Origin of the sequence: Pantoea endophytica, from assembly GCF_002858935.1 — a bacterium.
GTDB lineage: Bacteria > Pseudomonadota > Gammaproteobacteria > Enterobacterales > Enterobacteriaceae > Pantoea > Pantoea leporis.
The window spans coordinates 144,433-167,549 of sequence record NZ_PJRT01000029.1 but is presented as its reverse complement, the minus strand read 5'-3'; the positions used below and the strand labels follow the sequence as shown (position 1 = coordinate 167,549).

General features: G+C 55.4%; 13 protein-coding genes. 7 read left to right on the top strand and 6 right to left on the bottom strand.

The genetic code is table 11. The annotated features are described in order from the left end of the window. Positions 1–416: 416 nt before the first annotated feature. The 3 genes from PZBJ_RS18400 to PZBJ_RS18390 all read right to left on the bottom strand — a co-directional run bounded on the left by PZBJ_RS18400 (position 417) and on the right by PZBJ_RS18390 (position 5,571). Positions 417–1,586, bottom strand: a complete 1,170-nt coding sequence (locus tag PZBJ_RS18400; RefSeq protein ID WP_101763674.1) for a beta-barrel domain-containing protein — start codon at positions 1,584–1,586, stop codon at positions 417–419. Then, complete coding sequence (locus tag PZBJ_RS18395) at positions 1,583–3,715, bottom strand: type I secretion system permease/ATPase (RefSeq protein ID WP_101763673.1); 2,133 nt, start codon at positions 3,713–3,715, stop codon at positions 1,583–1,585. The genes PZBJ_RS18400 and PZBJ_RS18395 overlap by 4 nt, the downstream gene beginning before the upstream one ends. 71 nt (positions 3,716–3,786) lie before the next feature. Beyond that, the gene (locus PZBJ_RS18390) at positions 3,787–5,571 is read right to left on the bottom strand and encodes an Ig-like domain-containing protein (RefSeq protein ID WP_101763672.1); all 1,785 of its coding nucleotides are present in this window, start codon (positions 5,569–5,571) and stop codon (positions 3,787–3,789) included. Between the two features lie 562 nt (positions 5,572–6,133). Between PZBJ_RS18390 and PZBJ_RS18380 the strand changes: the two genes are divergently transcribed. The 3 genes from PZBJ_RS18380 to rcsB are packed head-to-tail and all read left to right on the top strand — an operon-like array spanning position 6,134 to position 10,627. Next, complete coding sequence (locus PZBJ_RS18380; RefSeq protein WP_101763670.1) at positions 6,134–7,288, top strand: MFS transporter; 1,155 nt, start codon at positions 6,134–6,136, stop codon at positions 7,286–7,288. 23 nt (positions 7,289–7,311) lie between these two features. After that, positions 7,312–9,975, top strand: a complete 2,664-nt coding sequence (rcsD, locus tag PZBJ_RS18375) for a phosphotransferase RcsD (protein ID WP_101763721.1) — start codon at positions 7,312–7,314, stop codon at positions 9,973–9,975. 1 nt (position 9,976) lies between these two features. After that, complete coding sequence (rcsB, locus tag PZBJ_RS18370; RefSeq protein WP_007889370.1) at positions 9,977–10,627, top strand: response regulator transcription factor RcsB; 651 nt, start codon at positions 9,977–9,979, stop codon at positions 10,625–10,627. A 48-nt stretch (positions 10,628–10,675) separates the two neighbouring features. Here the strand turns inward: rcsB and rcsC are convergent, their stop codons facing one another. Both rcsC and gyrA read right to left on the bottom strand, forming a co-directional pair. Further along, the gene (gene rcsC / locus PZBJ_RS18365; protein WP_101763669.1) at positions 10,676–13,531 is read right to left on the bottom strand and encodes a two-component system sensor histidine kinase RcsC; all 2,856 of its coding nucleotides are present in this window, start codon (positions 13,529–13,531) and stop codon (positions 10,676–10,678) included. 164 nt (positions 13,532–13,695) lie between these two features. Next, positions 13,696–16,335: a DNA topoisomerase (ATP-hydrolyzing) subunit A gene (gene gyrA / locus PZBJ_RS18360; protein ID WP_101763668.1), complete on the bottom strand. Its 2,640-nt coding sequence runs from the start codon at positions 16,333–16,335 to the stop codon at positions 13,696–13,698. Between the two features lie 176 nt (positions 16,336–16,511). On the opposite strand from gyrA, the gene ubiG reads away from it, so the two are divergent. From ubiG to yfaE, 4 genes are all read left to right on the top strand, one after another. Beyond that, a complete protein-coding gene (ubiG, locus tag PZBJ_RS18355; protein WP_101763667.1) occupies positions 16,512–17,237 on the top strand; it encodes a bifunctional 2-polyprenyl-6-hydroxyphenol methylase/3-demethylubiquinol 3-O-methyltransferase UbiG in 726 nt (241 codons plus the stop codon). Positions 17,238–18,079: 842 nt separating this feature from the next. Beyond that, positions 18,080–20,365, top strand: a complete 2,286-nt coding sequence (gene nrdA, locus PZBJ_RS18345) for a class 1a ribonucleoside-diphosphate reductase subunit alpha (RefSeq protein WP_101763666.1) — start codon at positions 18,080–18,082, stop codon at positions 20,363–20,365. Between the two features lie 53 nt (positions 20,366–20,418). After that, positions 20,419–21,549 (top strand): class Ia ribonucleoside-diphosphate reductase subunit beta, encoded by a 1,131-nt coding sequence (gene nrdB / locus PZBJ_RS18340; RefSeq protein ID WP_101763665.1) that lies wholly within the window; start codon positions 20,419–20,421, stop codon positions 21,547–21,549. Positions 21,550–21,551: 2 nt separating this feature from the next. Then, positions 21,552–21,812, top strand: coding sequence for a class I ribonucleotide reductase maintenance protein YfaE (gene yfaE / locus PZBJ_RS18335; protein WP_061717835.1), 261 nt, complete (start codon positions 21,552–21,554; stop codon positions 21,810–21,812). A gap of 37 nt (positions 21,813–21,849) precedes the next feature. Here yfaE and PZBJ_RS18330 read toward each other — a convergent pair whose 3' ends face one another. Beyond that, positions 21,850–23,046: a nicotinamide mononucleotide deamidase-related protein YfaY gene (locus PZBJ_RS18330; protein WP_101763664.1), complete on the bottom strand. Its 1,197-nt coding sequence runs from the start codon at positions 23,044–23,046 to the stop codon at positions 21,850–21,852. Positions 23,047–23,117 lie beyond the last annotated feature (71 nt).

Below are 23,117 nucleotides of genomic sequence, written 5' to 3'. Positions count from 1 at the left end.
ATAACCAGCACAGATAGGTAAAAAATATAGCACTTTTTGACAACATATATTTTAATTGTTTAAAAACATCAAATTACATGATTTACATTTCCGCACTGAATGACAAAACTCAAACCCATCCAGAGCATACAATTATCTCCGCTATCATCATTTATTTCATTATTACCTTCATTCACCCCGAATGTTTTGATTTACCCTAATTTCCCGCCGGACCAGATGGTCCGGCATTTTTTTGCCCGCAATTCAGATATCGCCTTATATTGCGTAAAGTTAATTACGCGAGTTAAATTAACCACAATAACTGCCGCGCATTATTTGTCTCTTTTCGCACATTTTGTTCAATTCATAGCCTTAAATCGGCAATGTTAATTTCGGCACGTAACAAAGATCGCTGCAATAATAGCCGGTGCATATTGTTAACGCTCACGCAGTGATTCCCTGGCTTTATTCAGCGGCTTAAGCAAATAATCCATCACGGTTTTCTGACCGGTTTTAATCTCAACATTCGCCACCATGCCGGGCATGATGGCGAACCTGCGGCCGCTTTTATTGGTCAGCTCGGCTTTTTGCGTGCGTACATAGACGCGATAGTAAAACTCGTCGTGCCGCACTTCGTCCTGCAGCGTATCAGGCGATACGGTTTCGACTTCCCCGTGCAGATCGCCATAAATCGACGCGTCGTAGGCGGTGATCTTCACCACCGCGGGTAAACCCGGCCGGATATAGCCGATATCGCGTGGATTGATGCGCGTCTCAATCAGCAATTGATCCTCCAGCGGTACAATCTCCATCAGCTTGCCACCCGGCTCCAGCACGCCGCCCACGGTGGTGACGCGCACATCCTTCACAATGCCGCGCACCGGCGAACTCAGCGTAGTGCGCGTCAGCAGATCCTGCTTGCCTGCCGCCACCTGCAGCTGCGCATCCAGCTCACCGTTGTTCTTCACCTGCTCTTCATGGGCGCGCACGTAATAATCGTTGCGCGCTTCGTCGATTTTGCCGCGCAGATCGCTAACCTGGCGACGCAGGCGAATCACATCCACCTTACCCGCCGCGCCGCGCAGCATCAGCGGCTCCGTCACGTTGAGTTCTGCCTGCACCAGCGCAAGGGATTGCTGCAAATTGCCGATGGTCTCGACAAAATTCTGCCGCCGCGCCTGATAGAGCTGGGTTTCGCGCGCCACCAGTTCGGGATGTTGCAGGATATCGGCGCTGAACCTCAGCGGCGTGTCGCTGAGCTCGGCCTGTAAACGTTCAGAGGAGGCACGCAGCGTGCGCACCCGCGCAATCGCCTCACCAAAGTTGGTTTGAAAGCGCGTGGGATCGAGTGTTGCCAGCACCTCGCCGCGCTGCACGATATTGCCTTCGTGCACATTGAGCTGTTTGACGATGCCGCCATCAAGGCTATCAATGATCTGCGCGCGGCTGGAAGGCGTGACTTTGCCGATGCCGACCGTGACTTCGTCCAGCACCGCAAAGTACGCCCACAGTAGAAACAGCAGCAGCGCCACCACGCACAGCCAGATGATCGCCGAGGTGCGACGTTCACGCCGCGTCAGATCTTTATCCAACAGCACCACGCTCATGCCGCATCTCCTTTTTTACTGGCGGCGTGGCGCAGAATCTCGTCGCGCGCGCCATCGGCCACGATGCGGCCGTTATCCATCACAATGATGCGATCAACCATGCGCAGCAGCGCGGGACGATGCGTGACCAGTACCAGCGTGCGCCCGGTGACCCATTGCGCCAGCTGACGAATCACCTGAGCTTCCAGCTGTTCATCCATCGCCGCGGTCGGTTCGTCCAGCAAAACCACCTGCGGCTGGCGCAGAATCAACCGGCTGAGCAGCACCATTTGCCGCTGGCCGCCGGACAAGCCGCGTCCGCCTTCGTGAATAATGCGATCGAGGCTGGCGGCATCCTGCTGCACCAAAGCTAACGCGCCGCTAATGCGCAGCGCCTGCAGCATCTCCTGCTCGCTGGCGTGCGGATTACCGAGCAGCAGGTTCTGGCGCAGCGTGCCGAAAAACAGCCGCGCATCCTGCGACAGCCAGCCAAGCTGACGCCGCAGATCGACCGGATCGATGCAGGTGAGATCGACGCCGTCCACCAGCACTTTGCCCTGGCTGGCGCGCGCCTGACCGGCCAGCATCTTCAGCAGCGTCGATTTGCCCGCGCCGACTTTACCGAGAATCGCCACGCGTTCGCCGGGCGTGATCTGCAATTGCGGAATGTTGAGCACGCTATTACCGCTCTCCTCTTCGTAGCGGTAATGCACATTTTGCAGCAGATAGTGGCCGCTGAGCACCGGACAGTGCGCCAGCGTGCCGTGATCGGGTTGGTCGAGCGGCTTCTTTAACAGTTCATCCAGCCCTTTCATCGCCGATTTCGCATGCTGCCAGCGCGAAAACACCATGGTGAGCTGCATCAGCGGCGCGATGGTGCGTGATGAGAGCAAGCTGCACGCCACCAGCGTGCCGGTGGTGATCTGATTGTCGAGCACCAGATAGACGCCGAACACCAACATGCCGGCATAGGTGAGCTGCTGCACGCTAGCCGACCAACCGGTGAGGCGCGCGCCCCACAAACGTTGCTGATTGCTGATGGCCGCGCTAACTTCGTGTGTTTGCTCCCACTGGCGTTGAAAATAGGGTTCCGCTTGCAGCGCTTTGATATCCTCTACACCTTCTAAGGTTTCCACCAGCACCGCCTGACGCAGCGCGCTTTCCCGCAACCCTTCCTGCGCCAGCCGCGCCATCGGGATCTGCACCAGCAAGCCAGGAATGACGATCAGCGGAATCGCCAGTAACGGAATCAGCACCAGCCAGCCGCCAATCGACGCCATGATCAGCAGAAACAGCAGCACAAACGGCAGGTCGGCAGCGGCATTCACCGTGGTGGACGTCAGCAGTTCGCGTACCTGGTCAATTTCACGCAATTGGGCAATAAAGGAGCCGGTGGAACGCGGACGCGCTTCGTTGCGGATGTTCATCGCCCGCGCGAACAGCATGGCGGATATTTTCAGGTCGATGCGTTTGCCCATCAGGTCAGAAACCTGGGTGCGCATCAGACGAATCAGATACTCAATGGCGGCCGCCAGCACCACGCCGGCGAACAACACCCACAACGTTGGCAGCGACTGCGCCGGAATCACCCGATCGTACACCTGCATAGAAAACAGAATGCCCGCCAGCGCCAGCACGTTGCCGACCAGCGAGGCCAGGCTGATTTCCGCAATGCGCCGCTTCATGCCACGAAAGTGATGCCAAAACCAGTGCGGCTGATACGGCTGCACAAACTCATCGATGCGCGCATCACGCGCCCGCGCCGCCACACCAACGACGCCGACCTGCATGTCGGCCTGCATGAGCAAATCCTGCAGCTGACCTGCGCGCACCACATCGCCACTTTCACTCAGCCAGTAACGTACGCCACCGTTACTATCCACCTCTTCTATCAACGCCACGCTGCCGTTTTCCAGCAGCAGCAATACCGGCACAATTTCCTGCCGCCAGCGCAGTTTGCTGTGCGGCACCAGCATCAAATGCAGGCCGAGCAGCCCGGCTAAACGTTCTAATTGTTGCGTTGGGGCCAGATGTTGAAACCAGCGCATCTGCTGGCGCAGCGTGCTGCCGTCCGCCGGTTTACCGAAGCGTGCCGCCACGCGCAGCATCGCCGCGATGCCGTTGTCGCTGTTGAAGGGTTGTGCTGTCATCCCTGTTGTCCCGTGAGCAATGAGAGTGGGCTGGCAACCGCTAGCCGATGTTGCTAGCGGTTGATGGCGGATTACGCCAGGTTCTGAACCTGATGTTGCTGCAGATGGTCGCCGAGGGTGTAACTGCTATCGCTGGCGTTGTAGTGACTCTCCGTGGCGCGCGCATCGCTGGGTTGAGCGGCGGCGCTGTCGCCTGCGTCGACCAGTTGCGTATTCAGTGGCTCGCTGCTGACGCTGGCGGCCGCCTCATGGCTATCGATGGTCACCGGCTGCGTCGCCGTCGCCACATTGCCTGCTTTGTCCTGCGCGCTGACCTTCATTTGGTAGCTGCCATCATCCAGCGGTGCCAGCTGACCCGCCAAAATGGTCAGCGCCCAGTTGCCGTCGGCTTTAACCGTGGCGGTGTAACTCTGATCGCCCAGCGTCAACGTCACAAGGCTGCCCTGATCGAGATGGCTACTGCTGCCCTGAATCAGATGCCAGCTATTCAGCTCCGCCGCATCCAGCACCCCGTCGCCAAACGGTTGATTCAGCGTAATGGTCGGCACCTGATGCGTGGCAACGTTGAACAGGTTCTCAATAATCTGAGTGTCGTGGTTGCCGTACTCATCCCAGCGCGTGGCCAGCGCCGACACTTCGCCATCCGGCAGCGCCTGCAGATCTTCGGCGCTGATGGTGACCATGCCGTTGACCGGCGTGTAGTTTTTGCCGTTGAGCGTCAGCTCCTTCACGCCTTCAAGATAGAAACTGAGATCGTGCTGCGCTTCCTGCTGATTCAGCGTGGTATCGCCGCCAATATTGATTTCGTAATAGATGTCTGGCAGTTGGGTGACCACGTTCAGTTCCAGCATTGCGTCAGTGCTGTTGCCAGCGCCATCCTGCGCATAAACGCGGATTTCGCCCAGTGCAATAAAGCTCGCCACTTCACTGGCCGGAATCGTCACCTGCCAGTGACCGTCGCTGCTAATCTGCGCGTGATAAACCGCATCTCCACTGCACAGCAACAGCTGCTGGCCCGGCACCACCACCGAAAGATCGCCGCTAAAGGTGAGATCGTTTTGGCTCTCTTCTTTATTGATCACGTTGTCTGCCGTGACCTTATCGAAACTGATGTGCGGCAGGCTGCTAACGTGGGTAATTAAGGTGACATCCTGCAGATAAGCGGTGGTTTTGCCGTTGGGATCGGTAGCGCTGACTTTCAGGCTGTAGACGCCATCCTGTAACGCCTGAAGATCCTGTGAAGGAATAGCGGCGGTCCATTCGCCTTTATCGTTAACGCCGCCAGAGTATTTTTTCCCGGCTAAAATCACCGTGATATGGCTGTTCGCCGGCATGTGCGTAACACTGCCGTGCACCTCCACGCCGTAAATGCCTTCTGCCACGCTGACCGCGTTATCACCGCTGATCGGATCCACCGTCAGCGTAGGCTTGATGGTTTTATCCACGTAAACCCCAAAGCCCACCTGCGTATCGGTGCTATTACCGGCTTTGTCGGTGAGGGTTAGCGTCAGCGAATAAACACCGTCGGACAATCCGTTGAGCACCGACGGCGGCATCGAAGCATTCCAGTAACCCCATTTATTTACCGTGCTGTGCCAGACTTCGCCGTTAAAGGTCAGCGTTACGGTGGCGCCTGGCTCAGATTCGGCGCGACCGCGCAGGTGAATATTCCTGCCGGATTCCCATGCGGCAATCACGCCATCTTGTGCAATAGGTTCATAAGGACGTAACGGCGCGGGCGGCGTAGTATCCACGCTGCGCGTTTGCAAAGATGATGTGTCGTCTGCCAGCGGATAAAGAGTGACCGCAGAGTGCAGAATCGCCGCTAATTGTTGTTCGGATTGACGTGAAGACATAGGTAACCTCGTTACAGGGAAGGTATTGCAACGGTCATTAAGCTTATTAATGTTTTAAGCGTACCGGTGCGCCATACAGGCCATTAATCAATGGCCCGCTTCGCCTGATGAAAACGGGTTACCCGCAGGTAACAAGGACTAAAATAAGGCACAGCAAAATTCTCCCAAAGGGGGAGAAATAATCTCGATCTCGCTATATTCCGCATCGGGAGCTGATGGGATGACTAACATATCGGTTTTACGTGGTCGCTGCCTATTGGCGAAAATCCGGAAATGCATGCTTTGCGACAGCGCCAAAAAATTGACGTCCAGGCCGCATGTGGCGCGGAATCTTTCATCAGTATACTGCATCATTCGGCAGAAAAAATTTTACTTAAGTCACTCCAGTAATCATTGGCACATGCCAGGAAAGTTCTGGAAAAGCGCAGCGATGCGTAAAAAATCAGTAATATGCCTGTTTCTGGCGTTTAATCGCTGCCATCTGATAGGGTCTGATGCGCGGTGTGACATGCGCTTTGATGCTAAACTTCGTCGCTTCACCCGCTAATGAAAACTACTCTTTATGACAGCACTGGACGCCGCGCCGCAAAATAAATTGCATCACCGTGTCAACCTCGGGACACGTATCGTTTTCCTCATCGCTGGATTGGGCATGTCCGCATGGGCACCGCTGGTGCCGTTCGCCAGCCAGCGTCTGGCATTGAGCGGCGCATCATTGGGTGGTTTGCTGCTGTGTCTGGGAATTGGCTCGCTGGCGGCGATGCCGATTACCGGCGGTTTGATTGCGCGCTTCGGTGGTCGTCGGGTGATGTTGTGCTCCACGCTGGTGGTGCTGGCGATGTTACCGCTGCTGGCGACGCTTGATGTGATGTGGCTGATGGCCGCCACTTTAATGGTGTTTGGTGCCGGACTCGGCATGCTGGATGTCGCGATGAACGTGCAGGCTGTCGAAGTGGAAAAAGCCGCACGCAAGCCGATGATGTCCGGTTTCCACGGCTTCTTTAGCCTCGGCGGGATTATCGGCGCCGGCTCCGTCAGCCTGTTACTCGGCAGCGGCCTGACGCCGTTGCAAGCGGTTGGCGCGGTGATGGCGCTGATTGTGCTGCTGCTGGTGTGGAGCCTGCCAACGCTGATGACCGAACGCCTGCATCAGCCCGATCAGCCGTGGCTGGTTATTCCGCGCGGTTGGGTGGCATTCCTCGGTTTACTCTGCTTTATTCTGTTTCTTGCCGAAGGTGCGGTGCTGGATTGGGGCGCGCTGTTGCTGCTGCAAAGCCCGGAGATGAGTCCGGCGCACGCTGGTTTAGGTTATGCGGTGTTCTCGGTGGCAATGACCATTGGTCGTCTGACCGGCGATAAAGTGATTCAGCGCTTCGGCCGTTATCCGGTGATGTTGACCGGTGCGTTAGCCGCTGCCGCAGGCATGACGCTGGCGGTGTTGCTGCCGTGGCCGCAAATTGCGCTGCTGGCTTTCCTGCTGGTGGGTTTTGGCCTCGCCAATACGGTGCCGATGTTGTTCAATGCTGCCGGGAATCAACACGATATGCCGTCGAATCTGGCGATTTCGGCCATGACAACGTTAGGCTATGCAGGTATTCTTTCAGGTCCGGCTTTAATCGGATTAATTTCCCAGTGGATCAGCCTGAGTGGTGCATTTTTGCTTATCGCTCTGCTGCTGCTGGCCGTCGCTGCCAGTGCCCGACGGGTTGCGCGCTAATTCCATGATCCTGAGACACTATGCTGCCTTATAAATTTCCTCTGACATCCGGCAATGTAACGCGCTTTTTCGTGGTGTTTAACCTGGTGCTTTTTCTGGCGCTCGGCGCGATGGTGCACAACAGCGTGAATGCCTGGATGACAGAGAAGCGCTATGCGATGACCGATTTGGCGCGTGCGATGCAGAAACGCATCGATGCGTCGCGCTTCGCTACGTGGCAGATCTATGAGAACCTGGCCACCAGCGCCGCCGGTTCGTCGCCGAACAGTAATCTTCAGGAAACCCGCCTGCGCCCGGATGTCTATTATCTGGAAAAAACCCGCCGCAAAACCGAAGCACTGATTTTCGGTTCGCACGATAGCAGCACGCTGGATATGACCATGCGCATGTCCAACTATCTCGATACGCTGTGGGGCGCGGAAAATCCGACCTGGTCGATGTACTTCCTCAATGGTCAGGATAACAGCCTGATTATGATCTCCACGCTGCCGCTGAAAGACATGGCGACACGTTATAAAGAGAGTGCGATCAATTCGCTGGTTGATAGCCGCCGCGCCGAGATGCTGCAGCAGGCCAATGCGCTGGATGAGCGCGAAAGCTTCTCGCCGCTGCGTCACTTCGCCTGGCAGAACGATCACTACTTTACCCTGCGCACCACTTTCAATCAGCCGGGCCATTTAGCCACCGTGGTGGCATTTGATTTGCCGGTTAACGATCTGATTCCGCGTAATATGCCGCTGGAGAACTTCCAACTGCGTCAGGACGCGACGCAAACGTCGACCACCACCACCACCAGCGACGATACCAGCAGCGAAAGCACGCACGTGGCGCTGGTAAACCCGAATCTGGAGATCGCCGCCTCGCTGCCTAGCACTTCGCTGCAGCTGGTGTATCGCGTGCCGCTCACCAGCCTGGCGCTGGATACGCTGCATAATCTGATGTGGCCGCTGCTGATCAACCTTGTGCTGTTTTTATTGTCGATTGCGGGCATTACGCTGCTGCGTCAGCAATCGCTGCGCCCGAACGAGAATCAGAGCGCCGAGCTGGATTCGCTGCGCATGCTTAACGAAGAGATCGTCGCCAGTTTGCCGGTCGGCTTGCTGGTGTACGACTTCGCCACTAACCGCACGCTGCTCAGCAATAAAATCGCTGAACATCTATTGCCGCACCTGAATCTGCAGAAAATCATCAATATGTCCGATCAACATCAGGGCGTATTGCAGGCGACCATCAATAATGAAGTGTATGAAATTCGCCACGCGCGCAGCGTGCTGTCGCCGCATACTCAGCTATTTATGATGCGCGATCAGGACCGCGAATTACTGGTAAATAAGAAGTTGCAGAAGGCACAACAGGTGCTGGATCGTAATCACCAGATGCGTCAGCAGTTAATGCATAACCTCGGTCACGCCCTCAATGGTCCACTGCAAAGCATGGTTAAGCAACTAGTACAACTTAGCCAGCGTGACGATGACGAAAGCGTGCTCGATCTGCTCGACGAGAGCCAGGGTTTGGCGCGCCTGGTGGATGACATTGTGCTGCTTAATCGCCTGGAAGCGCATGACTGGTCGCCTGATGCCAGCGTGTTCAACCTGCAGGATATGCTGGACGAAATCGCGCTGGAAAGCCTGCCGCTGCTGCGTCGTAAAGGTTTAGCGCTGGTGGTGAATAACCATTTAGCCAATGACGAGATGCGTTTTGGCGATCGTCGTGCGCTGCGTAAAGTGCTGACCACGCTGATGCACTATTCGCTGACCACCACGCGCTGGGGCAAGATTTCGCTGGAGATCAAAACCAGTGAAGACAAGCCCAATCAGGTCTTACTGCAGCTGGTGGATACCGGCTCCGGCTTGAGCGTCGATGAACTGGCGAATGTCGATTTCCCCTATCTCGGCGACACCACGCAAGATCGTTTTGGCCAGGCGTCCGGCATGGCATTTTTCCTCTGTAAGCAGCTGTGCAAACAGATGGGCGGCCAGCTGGAGATCATCGCTAAACCCGATATCGGCACACGCTACAATATTCAGCTGCCGCTGGCGTTAGAGCAGCAAGGCGAGCAGGAAGAGAAACTGCTGGAAGGCGTGACCGCGTTGGTGGATATCGCCGTAGAAGACGTACACAAGATCGTTTGTCGCCACCTCGAAAACTGGGGAGCGAAATGCCTGACCTCGGATGAGCGTTTAACTGGTCAGGATCATGATGTGCTGGTGACCGACGATCCGGCGCGCCTGACCGGCTGGGCGCTGCTGCTGGCCGGTGACGAAATGGGTCATCACGCGTTGAACGATCAGCAATTCCGGGTCAACTTCAATCTCAGTAATGCACTGCTTGATGCGCTGCTGGCCCTGATTGAAAAGCAACTTTCTCATGATTTGTTAGAGGAGAGTCGCGAAGATGAAGAAGCCACGCCGCTAATGAGCGGAGGCTATTTCCAGCTGTTTACCGAGACAGTACCGCCAGATGTGAAGAGACTGTATACTGAAGCGGCGGAAAAGGATTATCCCTCGCTTGCTCAGACAGCACATCGCCTGAAAGGCGTGTTTGCCATGCTCAATCTGGGTTCAGGTAAACAGCTTTGTGAAGCGTTAGAACAACACATTAAAGTATGTGACGATTTAACCATTAAAAATACCACCAGTGAAATTGACGCTTACGTCAGCCAACTGCTGCAGCAAGGTAACCAATAAGATGAATAACTTGAACGTAATTATTGCCGATGACCATCCGATCGTTCTGTTCGGTATCCGTAAGTCACTGGAACAGATTGAATGGGTTAACGTTGTAGGTGAGTTTGAAGACTCAACAGCACTGGTAAACAGCTTGCCCAAACTGGACGCTAATGTCCTGATTACCGACCTCTCCATGCCAGGCGAGAAGTACGGTGACGGTATCACCCTGATTAAATACATCAAACGTCACTATCCGGACCTCTCGATTATCGTTCTGACCATGAACAATAACCCAGCGATCCTGAGCGCGGTGTTGGATCTGGATATCGAAGGGATCGTACTGAAGCAAGGCGCACCAACCGATCTGCCAAAAGCACTCGCGGCTCTGCAGAAAGGCAAAAAATATACGCCGGAAAGCGTGGCAAAACTGCTGGAGCGCATCAGCGCCGGTGGTTACGGTGACAAACGTCTGTCGCCGAAAGAGAGTGAAGTACTGCGTCTGTTCGCAGAAGGTTTCCTGGTGACTGAGATCGCTAAGAAACTTAACCGCAGTATCAAAACCATCAGTAGCCAGAAGAAATCAGCCATGATGAAACTGGGCGTGGAAAACGATATCGCGCTGCTGAACTATCTCTCTTCTGTCAGCGCCACTCAGGTCGACAAAGAGTAATACGAATGGGCGGCGTCTTCTGACACCGCCCATTTTTTAGTATCCGCTTTACGCCTCTACCCTGCCCTTTCTGACGCGTTCCGCATACACCGCCAGCGTGCTTTTCAACACATCCAGCGTGACCGGCTTCGACAAACAGTTATCCATACCCGCATCCATACAGCGCTGCTTCTCTTCCGCTAACGCATTTGCCGTGACGCCAATCACCGGGAAAGTATGTCCCAGCTGACGCAGACGTTGCGTCAGGCGATAACCATCCATGTTCGGCATGTTCACGTCGCTCAGCACGATATCGATATGGTTGCGACTCAGCACGTTCAGCGCATCAACGCCATCCTGCGCGGTTTTGGTTTGATAGCCGACGGTGCCGAGCTGTTCTGATAGCAGCATGCGGTTGATCGGATGGTCATCAACAATCAGCACGATAATATCCTCGAAGGTCGCGGCGGCTTTTGGCGCGGTTAACGGCAGCGGCGTGGCGGTTTGGCTATTAATGTTGATGCGGTAGATGCGGCCCAGCAGCTGCGGCAGATCGTGGAGCATCGCGCTGCTCTGAATCCATTGCCCCGGCGCGGTTTCGTGCGGCATATCGATGTGCTCACCACAGATACGAATATGTGCGCGTCCAGTTTGCGCGGCAGGCTCATCGTGATCGCTGATGATCACATCATCAGCCGCCGCCTGGCCGTGGTAATACGCTGCCTGAATACCCTGCTGTTGCAGCAGACGCAGCAGGAAGCTGGCGAGATACTCATTACGCATATCCAGCCAGATGGCTTTTTCCTGCAAGCCGTCGAGCAGCGGTGGCGCCGCCAGCTGACCGGAATAGATCGGAATACGCACGATAAACTGGCTGCCCATACCCGGTTCGGAATCGACTTCGATGTCGCCGTCCATCATGTTGATCAGCTTTTCACAAATCGCCAGCCCTAAGCCGGTGCCCTGGAAGTTACGCTGCACGCCAGAACCCACCTGGAAGAACGGATCGAACAGGCGCGTTACCTCTTTGGCCGGAATACCGACGCCGGTATCGCGTACGCGGAATGCCAGATAACCCTCTTTGACGTAAGCATGCAGAATGATGCAGCCGGTATGCGTGAATTTAATGGCGTTGTTAAGCAGGTTGGATATCACCTGCTGCAGACGCATGGCGTCGCCATCCATAATCAGCGGCACATCGTTTTCGATAAACACATACAGCGCCAGGCGCTTACGCACCACCAGCGAGAGATAGTTGCTGGCAATGTGATTGACCACTTCACGCGGCGAGAACGGATGCGGTTCAATTTTCAGCTGTTCGGATTCAATCTTCGAGAAGTCGAGGATGTCGCTGATGATCTTCAGCAGCAGGCTCGACGAGTTGTTCATCGCCGTCACCAGTGAATCGACGCCTTTCGGCAGCACTTTGGTTTGCAGCAGATCGAGGTTACCGATAATGCCGTACAGCGGCGTGCGCAGTTCATGGCTGACGGTGGCGAGGAACATTGATTTCGACTGGCTGGCTTGCTCGGCCGAGTGCGCCATCTCCTGCAGCGACTGCTCCATACGCACGCGCGCCGAAACATCCACCAGCACGCAAATCGCCACGTTTTCATTACGATAACGCGAATGTACAAAGCTGATTTGCAGGTTGGTGTTGCTGCCGGTCAGCACATCGACAAAGTTGACCTGCTGACCGCCAATGATTTCATTCAGACGCTGGCGATCTTCCTGCGTCAGCAGCGTCAGATAGTTATGCGCCAGTTCGTTACTCAGAATGTTGGTGCCGTCGCTGGTGCGCAGGATACAGATGCCGACCGGCGCCGAGGCGACAATCTTGCGGTTGAACTGCTCGTGCTCCTCCAGCCGATGCGCATTCTCCTCGGCCGGCAGGAACATGCGGCGCTCAAAAATCCACGCCAGCGTGAACAAAATCACCGCGGTTAAGATATTGAGTAGCAGCGCGTTGATCAGCATCAGCTTGAGCTGATCGGTTAACACGTCGGTGGAAAGCGACCACACCACATTGAGATTCGACGGCGGCAGCGGCTTTTTCAGCACCAGCTGGCGATAGCTGTCGAGATAGCCGAACCAGGTGCTGTTATCCGGCAGATCGTCGAGCGAGTAGCCCGGCCCGCCGCGACGCGAACTGATCAGCGGACGGTAGTTTTCATCGGTGATGGTGGCCACCAGCGGCAAACCGCCCGGCTGAATAAACTCATCAAGGCGAATATTCTGCTCCACGCCCAGCAACGCCTGCAGCTTGTTCGCCACATATACCGGCATCACCATATAGAAGTTGCCGACGCCCGGCTGCGCGCTGCTAGTGATCCAATACATCGGCTGACGGCGCTCTTCTTCATTGCCGTTGCGATAATGCAGCACGCGTTCGCGCAGCGCTTTTAGGCTACGTTCACGATCGACCGAATTGTTGCTGCCGATAGTGAAATCAGCCAGACACTGATTCTCTCCGCCGATGAAGAACACGCGGTTCAATTCATACGCCGAGGCAAAATTGCTTTTCCAGTAATTGATGTAGTAGCTGAGCGAGTCCAGCGAGTTACGCCAGGTATTGCTCATTGACGTGCAGTCGCCATCGGAAAACAGCGGCGTGAACTGCGGCAACGCACCTTTGCCCGGCGGCAAACCGTTGAGCACATCCAGACCATTAGCGCTGCTGCTCAGGCGATTTTCGGTGATGTATTTCAGCTCGCGCATCACATCCGCCGAATGGCGCACGTACCACTCAGCCTGACCATAATTGGCGGCAAACTCCTGACGCACCGCGTTCTCTTTCTCGTGCAGCACGTTGATGATGTAGAAAGTGGTCAGCAGCGCACCCAGCGCCCAGAGCAGCAACGCCAGCGCACGAAACAGATAGCGCGAAATTCGAAGCGTAGTGCGAAAGGAGACGAGATATTTCAAATGAGGCTCACTGGCGGTAAGAGGTTATCAGGATGTTGAAAAGCTTCCATACACTAGCTTTATCGGCCCTAAAAAGCCAGCTAGCCCGCGCCTTTAGGGGAAAACTCAGATAAAAAAACGGCAGGCCAGTTTCCTGACCTGCCGCTTATTAAAGCCGTTACGAATTACTCTTCGTCGTCAGCTTCTGGTGCATCGTCGTCGCTGTCCACTTCCGGCGCGATATCCTCCTCGCCTTCCGCTACGCTACCGTCGATGGCGTCGAGTTCTTCCTCTTCCACCGGCTCCGCGACGCGTTGCAGACCCACCACGTTTTCATCTTCCGCTGTACGGATCAGAATCACGCCCTGAGTATTACGGCCTACCACGCTGACTTCCGATACGCGAGTACGCACCAGCGTACCGGCATCGGTGATCATCATGATCTGATCGCCATCCACCACCTGTACCGCGCCGATAACCGGTCCGTTACGTTCGGTGACTTTAATCGAGATCACGCCCTGCGTCGCACGCGACTTGGTTGGATACTCGCTGTTGGCAGTACGTTTACCGTAACCGTTCTGCGTCACGGTGAGGATCGCGCCCTCTTCGCGTGGCACAATCAGCGACACCACTTTGTCGCTTTCAGCCAGCTTGATACCGCGAACGCCCGAAGCCGAACGGCCCATCGCACGTACCGCCGTTTCAGCGAAGCGCACCACTTTACCGGCGGCAGAGAACAGCATCGCTTCGTCGCTACCGTTGGTCAGCGCCACGCCAATCAGCTCGTCATCCTCACGCAGGTTGATGGCGATGATGCCCGCGCTACGCGGACGGCTGAACTCCTGCAGCGCGGTTTTCTTCACGGTACCGCTCGCGGTAGCCATGAAGATGTTGAAGCCCTCGGTGTATTCACGCACCGGCAGAATGGCGGTGATACGTTCGTTGGCTTCCAGAGGCAACAGGTTGACGATTGGACGACCGCGCGCACCACGGCTGGCTTCCGGCAGCTGATAGACCTTCATCCAGTAGAGACGGCCGCGGCTGGAGAAGCACAGAATGGTGTCGTGGGTGTTGGCCACCAGCAGACGATCGATAAAGTCTTCTTCTTTAATACGTGCGGCGGATTTGCCTTTACCACCGCGGCGCTGGGCTTCATAGTCGGTCAGCGGTTGGTATTTGACATAACCCTGATGCGACAGCGTCACCACAACGTCTTCCTGATTGATCAGGTCTTCGATGTTGATGTCTGCACTGTTCGCCGTAATTTCAGTACGACGTGCGTCGCCGAACTGATCGCGCATCAGCTCCAGCTCTTCACGGATTACTTCCATCAGGCGCTCAGCGCTTTGCAGGATGTGCAGCAGCTCAGCAATCTGATCCAGCAGCTCTTTGTATTCGTCGAGCAGCTTTTCGTGCTCGAGGCCGGTCAGTTTCTGCAGACGCAGATCCAGAATCGCCTGCGCTTGCTGTTCAGTCAGATAATATTGACCATCGCGAATACCGAACTCGGCTTCCAGCCATTCCGGACGTGCAGCGTCATTACCGGCACGTTCCAGCATCGCGGCAACGTTACCCAGATCCCACGACTGCGCCAGCAGGCCCAGTTTCGCTTCGGCTGGCGTTGGTGCACGACGAATCAGTTCGATGATCGGATCGATGTTGGCCAACGCAATCGCCAGGCCTTCAAGGATGTGAGCACGATCGCGCGCTTTACGCAGTTCGAAAATGGTACGACGCGTAACCACTTCACGACGGTGACGCACGAAGGCTTCGATGATGCCTTTCAGCGTCATGATCTTCGGCTGGCCCTGATGCAGCGCCACCATGTTGATGCCGAAAGAGACCTGCAGCTGTGTCAGCGAGTAGAGGTTGTTGAGAACCACTTCACCCACCGCATCGCGTTTGATCTCAATGACAACACGCATGCCGTCTTTATCAGATTCGTCACGTAGTGCGCTGATGCCTTCCACGCGCTTCTCTTTCACCAGCTCGGCGATCTTCTCGATCAGACGCGCTTTGTTCACCTGATACGGCAGTTCGTGCACGATGATGGTTTCACGGCCGGTCTTGGCATCGGTTTCCACTTCGCCACGTGCGCGAATGTAAATCTTACCGCGCCCGGTGCGATAGGCTTCTTCAATACCACGACGACCATTGATGAAGGCCGCCGTCGGGAAGTCTGGCCCGGTGATGTGCTCCATTAGGCCTTCAACGGTGATGTCTTCATCTTCGATAAACGCCAGACAGCCGTTGATCACTTCCGTCAGGTTGTGCGGTGGAATGTTGGTTGCCATACCAACGGCGATACCGGAAGAACCGTTTACCAGCAGGTTAGGAATTTTAGTTGGCAGGACTTCAGGGATCTGCTCGGTGCCGTCATAGTTCGGCACGAAATCGACGGTTTCCTTTTCCAGGTCAGCCAGCAGCTCCGAAGAGATCTTTGCCATGCGGACTTCGGTATAACGCATCGCTGCGGCGGAGTCGCCGTCGACCGAACCAAAGTTACCCTGACCGTCAACCAGCATGTAGCGCAGGGAGAATGGCTGGGCCATACGCACGATACTTTCGTATACCGCGGAATCGCCGTGCGGGTGATATTTACCGATGACGTCACCGACCACACGGGCGGATTTTTTATAGGGTTTATTCCAGTCGTTGCCCAGTTCGCTCATGGCAAAAAGCACACGGCGGTGTACCGGCTTCAGACCATCACGCACATCGGGTAAGGCTCGGCCAACAATGACCGACATGGCGTAATCGAGGTAGGAGTTTTTCAACTCTTCTTCGATATTGACCGGTGTAATTTCTCTCGCAAGGTCGCTCATGGAGCCGCTATCCCTCTACATAATCCCGGATTTAAAGGTGCGAAAGTATATCACATTGCTTCCCTTCGGTGAACGTTAACCAGGCCTTAATCCCGCTTTTCCTTGAGCGTGAGAGATGCGTTCGCGTGAGTTAAGCGTTTATACTGAGGGAATATTTTGTCTGGAGTGATGATTCAATGAGTGAACAACCGCAGGAAAGCCGCCAGAACGTCGACCACGCCGAGATCGCCAAGTTTGAGGCCGTGGCATCCCGCTGGTGGGATTTAGAGGGTGAATTTAAGCCGTTGCACCGTATTAACCCCCTGCGACTTGGCTGGATAGCGCAGCATAGTAATGGCCTGTTCGGCAAGAAAGTGCTCGATGTCGGCTGCGGCGGCGGCATTCTGGCGGAGAGCATGGCGCGTGAAGGCGCTGAGGTTACCGGCCTGGATATGGGCGCTGAGCCGCTGGAAGTGGCGCGTCTGCATGCGCTGGAGAGCGGCGTTAGCGTTAATTACGTGCAGCAAACCGTGGAAGATCACGCCGCAAGTCACCCCGGGCATTATGATGTGGTGACCTGCATGGAGATGCTGGAGCATGTGCCGGATCCGCGCTCGGTAGTCTTAGCCTGCGCGCAGCTGGTGAAGCCCGGCGGCGAAGTGTTTTTCTCCACCATCAACCGCAATCCAAAAGCCTGGCTGCTGGCGGTATTTGGTGCCGAGTATATGCTGCGCATGGTGCCGCGCGGGACGCACGACGTGAAGAAATTCATCCGTCCCGCCGAGTTGCTGAACTGGGTGGATGAAACCCCGCTGCGTGAAAGAAATATGATTGGCCTGCACTACAATCCGCTGACCAACCAGTTCCGTCTGGGTCGCGGTGTCGATGTGAACTACATGATTCATACGCATCGTCAGGAGTGATGACTGCCAGCTTAGATTTCAGAAAGTACGTTCATCATACGTGCGGGCCCTTGCACATCTGCTTCACGGGCAAATGAGCCCTTTTCAACAACACGCACTGGAGCTTACGAGCAGGCCGGGACCACTTTTGGTCCGGCAATCCGCAGCGCTGAACGAAGCGAGGAAGCCAGGAGAGCCCGCAGGACGCGGGCGAAAGGCGGAGCCGGGACATGGAAGTCCCGTCTCCGCCGGTCCGTCAGGCAGACGAACGAAGTGAAGGTACCGCGCTAGCGGCGCGAGGACCGCCGGCCCAAAAGTGGCCCCGGCCAGCGCACTCGTCGTTGGCTTAACTAACAAACATTACGTCATTCATGGCGACCTCTTATACCCTAATTTTGGCCCTATCCAGATCAATTTCCTTTTAGACGCGTACCAGCCTTTTTTATAGGCTAAGCAAGTCACAAAAAATTCATAAGCACTTTTAGATAAGTTCGCTGCTGGCGGCCTTGTCGGGGCTTTTTTTGTCTAAGAAAATTCCTGAAGCGTGGTGGTTGAGCAAGAAACACGCGTCCGATCATAAAGTGAAAAAAAAGTGTTGAGCGGTTGACACTAAGTGCAGGCCTTGCGGCATGCGGATCCAGGATTTTAGCCAGCCGGTAATGACGATTTTTTAGTGAAAATCAACTCTTGTTAAGAAGAGATTGCTGACTAGAATACTCACCATATTGTTGTTCAAACTTCCCGCACCCCCTATATATAGTGTTTATCCACAGGCTTACTCACAACGAGCGGCTTGTGCATAAACCTTGTGCATAGATGGGGGATAAATACGTCATTCATGCATGGACAGGTAAAAACGCGACATGAACCAAAGTCTGCTCGTTACTAAACGCGATGGCCGCCAGGAGCGCATTGATCTCGACAAAATTCATCGTGTACTGGATTGGGCAGCCGAAGGGCTGAACAATGTTTCAGTTTCACAGGTTGAACTGCGCTCACACATTCAGTTCTACGATGGCATCAGAACTTCTGACATTCATGAGACCATCATCAAGGCTGCCGCAGACCTGATCTCGCGTGATGCGCCGGATTACCAATACCTGGCTGCGCGTCTGGCTATCTTCCACCTGCGTAAAAAAGCCTACGGCCAGTTTGAGCCGCCGAAGCTGTACGATCAGGTGGTGAAAATGGTTGAGATGGGCAAATACGACCGCCATCTGCTGGAAGATTACAGCACCGAAGAGTTCGAGCAGATGGACGCGTTTATCGACCATTGGCGCGACATGAATTTCTCCTACGCAGCGGTTAAGCAGCTGGAAGGGAAATATCTGGTGCAGAACCGCGTCAGCGGCGAAATCTACGAAAGCGCCCAGTTCCTCTACATTCTGGTGGCGGCGTGCCTGTTCTCTGGCTATCCGCGCGAAACCCGTATGGATTACGTGAAGCGTTTCTACGATGCGATCTCAACCTTCAAAATCTCGCTGCCAACGCCAATCATGTCCGGCGTGCGTACCCCAACGCGTCAGTTCAGCTCTTGCGTACTGATCGAGTGCGGCGACAGCCTCGACTCTATCAACGCCACCTCCAGCGCCATTGTGAAATACGTTTCTCAGCGCGCCGGTATCGGCATCAACGCCGGCCGCATTCGTGCGCTGGGTAGCCCGATTCGCGGTGGCGAAGCGTTCCACACCGGTTGTATTCCGTTCTACAAACATTTCCAGACTGCCGTGAAGTCCTGCTCACAAGGCGGCGTACGTGGCGGCGCAGCGACGCTGTTCTACCCAATGTGGCATCTGGAAGTTGAAAGCCTGCTGGTGCTGAAAAACAACCGCGGTGTTGAAGGCAACCGCGTGCGTCACATGGATTACGGCGTACAGATCAACAAACTGATGTACACCCGCCTGCTGAAAGGTGAAGACATCACGCTGTTCAGCCCGTCTGACGTGCCTGGCCTGTACGATGCGTTCTTCGCCGATCAGGACGAGTTCGAGCGTCTGTACACCAAATACGAGAAAGATGACAGCATCCGCAAACAGCGCGTGAAAGCCGTTGAGCTGTTCTCACTGATGATGCAGGAGCGTGCGTCAACTGGCCGTATCTACATTCAGAACGTCGATCACTGCAACACGCACAGCCCGTTCGATCCAAGCATCGCGCCAGTTCGTCAGTCGAATCTGTGCCTCGAGATCGCACTGCCGACCAAACCGCTGAACGACGTCAATGACGAAAGCGGCGAAATCGCCCTGTGTACGCTGTCTGCCTTTAACCTGGGCGCGATTAACAGCCTTGACGATCTGGAAGAGCTGGCCACCCTTGCGGTGCGTGCGCTTGATGCACTGCTGGATTATCAGGATTACCCCATTCCGGCAGCACAACGCGGCGCCATGGGCCGCCGTACGCTGGGTATTGGCGTGATCAACTACGCGTATTACCTGGCGAAAAACGGCGTGCGTTACTCTGATGGCAGCGCCAATAATCTGACGCACAAAACTTTCGAAGCCATTCAGTACTACTTGCTGAAAGCCTCGAACGAATTGGCGAAAGAGCAAGGTGCGTGCCCGTGGTTTAAAGAGACCACTTACTCGCAGGGCATTCTGCCGATCGATACCTATAAAAAGGATCTCGACGCGGTGTGCAACGAGCCGCTGCATCTGGATTGGGAAGGCCTGCGTAAGTCAATCACCACGCACGGTCTGCGCAACTCAACGCTCTCTGCGCTGATGCCGTCTGAAACCTCTTCGCAGATTTCGAACGCCACCAACGGCATTGAGCCGCCGCGCGGACACATCAGCATCAAAGCATCGAAAGACGGCATTCTGCGTCAGGTGGTGCCAGAGTATGAGCGTCTGAAAGACCAGTACGAACTGCTGTGGGAAATGCCGTCCAACGACGGTTATCTGCAGCTGGTTGGCGTGATGCAGAAGTTCATCGATCAGGCGATTTCGTCGAACACCAACTACGATCCGAGCCGCTTTGCGAATGGCAAAGTGCCGATGAAACAGCTGCTGAAAGACCTGCTGACCGCGTACAAGTTCGGCGTGAAAACCCTGTACTATCAAAACACCCGCGACGGTGCAGAAGATGCACAGGACGATCTGGCACCTTCCATTCAGGATGATGGCTGCGAAAGCGGCGCATGTAAGATCTAATCTCATCTTGTCAGGGCCGACATTGGTCGGCCCTCTTCACATTTGGACTCAAAATGGCTTACACCACATTCTCGCAGAACAAAAATGACCAGCTGAAAGAGCCGATGTTCTTTGGCCAGTCCGTCAACGTTGCCCGTTTCGATCAGCAGAAATATGACATCTTTGAAAAGCTGATTGAGAAGCAGCTCTCCTTCTTCTGGCGTCCGGAAGAAGTGGACGTCTCGCGCGATCGCATCGATTACCAGGCGCTGCCGGAGCATGAAAAGCACATCTTCATCAGCAACCTGAAGTATCAAACGCTGCTGGACTCGATTCAGGGCCGTAGCCCGAACGTGGCGCTGCTGCCGTTGATTTCCATCCCTGAGCTGGAAACCTGGATTGAAACCTGGGCGTTCTCCGAGACCATTCACTCGCGCTCCTACACGCACATCATCCGTAACATCGTTAACGATCCGGCGGTGGTGTTTGACGATATCGTCACCAACGAGCAGATTCTGGCGCGCGCCGAAGATATCTCGAAGTACTACGATGACCTGATCGAGATGACCAGTTACTGGCATCTGCTGGGTGAAGGTACGCATCAGGTCAACGGTAAAACCGTTACCGTTAACCTGCGCGATCTGAAAAAGCAGCTCTATATCTGCCTGATGAGCGTCAACGCGCTGGAAGCCATTCGCTTCTACGTCAGCTTCGCCTGTTCATTTGCTTTCGCCGAGCGCGAGCTGATGGAAGGCAACGCCAAAATCATCAAGCTGATTGCACGCGATGAAGCGCTGCATCTGACCGGCACCCAGCATATGCTGAACCTGCTGCGCACCGGTGAAGACGATCCAGAGATGAAAGCCATCGCCGCGGAGTGTCGTGATGAATGCTTCGATCTGTTCAAGAAGGCAGCCGAGCAGGAAAAGGAGTGGGCAGAATACCTGTTCAGCGGCGGCTCGATGATTGGCCTGAACAAAGACATTCTGTGCCAGTATATCGAGTACATCACCAACATCCGTATGCAGGCGGTGGGTCTCGATCTGCCGTTCCAGACGCGTTCCAACCCCATTCCATGGATCAACTCGTGGCTGGTGTCGGACAACGTACAGGTTGCACCGCAGGAAGTTGAAGTGAGCTCGTATTTGGTCGGTCAGATTGATTCTGAAGTGGGCGAAGACGATTTCGACGGCTTCCAGCTGTAAGCATGAGCCGCTCTGTTGTTATTCTGCGTAGCTCCGGCTCCCGGCTGGAGTGCGCAGAAGATCACCCCAATCTGCTGGCGACGCTGGAAGCTAATAATCTGTGCGTTGAGTTTCAGTGTCGCGAAGGCTACTGCGGCTCTTGCCGCATGCGTTTGCTAAAAGGCGAAGTGGATTATGCCGAAACCCCGTTGGCGTTTGTGCAGCAAGGCGAGATTTTGCCGTGCTGCTGTCGCGCCAAAGGGGAGATTGAGATCGAGCTGTGATTGACCAGGCCGCCATTTATGGCGACCTGGTGATCAATCAGCTTTTCACCGTTTCCAGCACATCAATCCAACCGTGACCGGTGCTGACTTCACTGCCGTGTAGCCAGCGACGCAACATGTTCATCGCCATCATTGCCACCACTTTCTGCCGCGTTTCCACGTTATGACGTCCATGAGTGAACTTTACGCGTTGGCCCCAGCTGGCTTCCGGCGTATGCAATGCAATCGATACTTCGCCTTCTACTAAATTTCCCACCGACAACGCCAGCGCCACGCCCTGCTGTTTCGCCCAGTCACGCGTGCGCGCAACCTGCGCTTCCAGATCTTCATCCTGCGGCGGCAGAATCTCTGCTTTGCTGAGCGCCACGTCCGCAGCGGCCAGCTGCCAGTTAAGTAAGCCGGCGGTGAACTGCTCGCTCAGCGCCAAATGGAAGCCACGCTGCTGCAACTCGCGCGCCAGCAGCGCCGGTAAACCTTCGGTGCCCTCAAAGATGGTGCATTCAGCCAGCAACAGTTTTACCTGCTGCCACACTTGCTCCATCGCCACGCGTTGGCTGGCGGGTCCGGTGAGTTTGATTTCAATAATCGGCATCGATGAGCGATAGCCCATCACTACGCCTTCCGGCAGCGGGAGCGGCTCCAGCTCGGCGGCAATGTCACTTTCCCCACGTCCAAAGGTGGTGAGGCGCAAACACAATGGTGGCTCAGGCAGTTCAAAGCGTGCTTTGAGGCGCGGAATAATCTCCTGCTCAACCATCACTTTAAATTCCGACGGCACGCCAGGGGTGAAGAAAATCCAGCAGCGATTGAGCTGCAGCGCGAAGCCGCATGCGGTGCCGACCGGATTATCGAGCATCTCAGCTATGGCGGGGATTTCTGCCTGCTTGCGGTTGCTCGGTGCCATCACACGTCCGCGGCTGGCGAACCAGGCTTCCATTTTTTCCAGCCAGGGTTGCTGGATAACTAACTCGCTGCCGCTGGCAATGGCTGCGGCCTGCGCGCTGAGATCGTCACTGGTCGGTCCTAAACCGCCATTCACGATCAGCACGTCAGCAATCTGGCTGCGGCTCTGCAGCGCCTCCACCAGCGAGGTCATTGCATCACCGACGGTGCTACGGCTGGTCATCGGCAAACCGTGCTGGAACAGCACATTGGCCAGCCACGCGGCGTTGGTATCGACAATCTGCCCATGTAACACTTCATCGCCCGTTGAGAGCATTTCTACACGTATCACGTTGCGTTCTCCTTTTCCCTGTCGCTTTACTGTAGGAAGCGCGCAGGCGAAACACAATCGCGGATGATGCG

Excerpts from the sequence above, each read along its gene's own strand:
- PZBJ_RS18380 (WP_101763670.1), top strand. The coding sequence starts at position 6,134 with ATGACAGCACTGGACGCCGCGCCGCAAAATAAATTGCATCACCGTGTC.
- ubiG (WP_101763667.1), top strand. The coding sequence starts at position 16,512 with ATGAGTGAACAACCGCAGGAAAGCCGCCAGAACGTCGACCACGCCGAG.
- yfaE (WP_061717835.1), top strand. The coding sequence starts at position 21,552 with ATGAGCCGCTCTGTTGTTATTCTGCGTAGCTCCGGCTCCCGGCTGGAG.
- PZBJ_RS18395 (WP_101763673.1), bottom strand. The coding sequence starts at position 3,715 with ATGACAGCACAACCCTTCAACAGCGACAACGGCATCGCGGCGATGCTG.
- nrdB (WP_101763665.1), top strand. The coding sequence starts at position 20,419 with ATGGCTTACACCACATTCTCGCAGAACAAAAATGACCAGCTGAAAGAG.
- PZBJ_RS18400 (WP_101763674.1), bottom strand. The coding sequence starts at position 1,586 with ATGAGCGTGGTGCTGTTGGATAAAGATCTGACGCGGCGTGAACGTCGC.
- rcsB (WP_007889370.1), top strand. The coding sequence starts at position 9,977 with ATGAATAACTTGAACGTAATTATTGCCGATGACCATCCGATCGTTCTG.
- PZBJ_RS18390 (WP_101763672.1), bottom strand. The coding sequence starts at position 5,571 with ATGTCTTCACGTCAATCCGAACAACAATTAGCGGCGATTCTGCACTCT.
- gyrA (WP_101763668.1), bottom strand. The coding sequence starts at position 16,335 with ATGAGCGACCTTGCGAGAGAAATTACACCGGTCAATATCGAAGAAGAG.
- nrdA (WP_101763666.1), top strand. The coding sequence starts at position 18,080 with ATGAACCAAAGTCTGCTCGTTACTAAACGCGATGGCCGCCAGGAGCGC.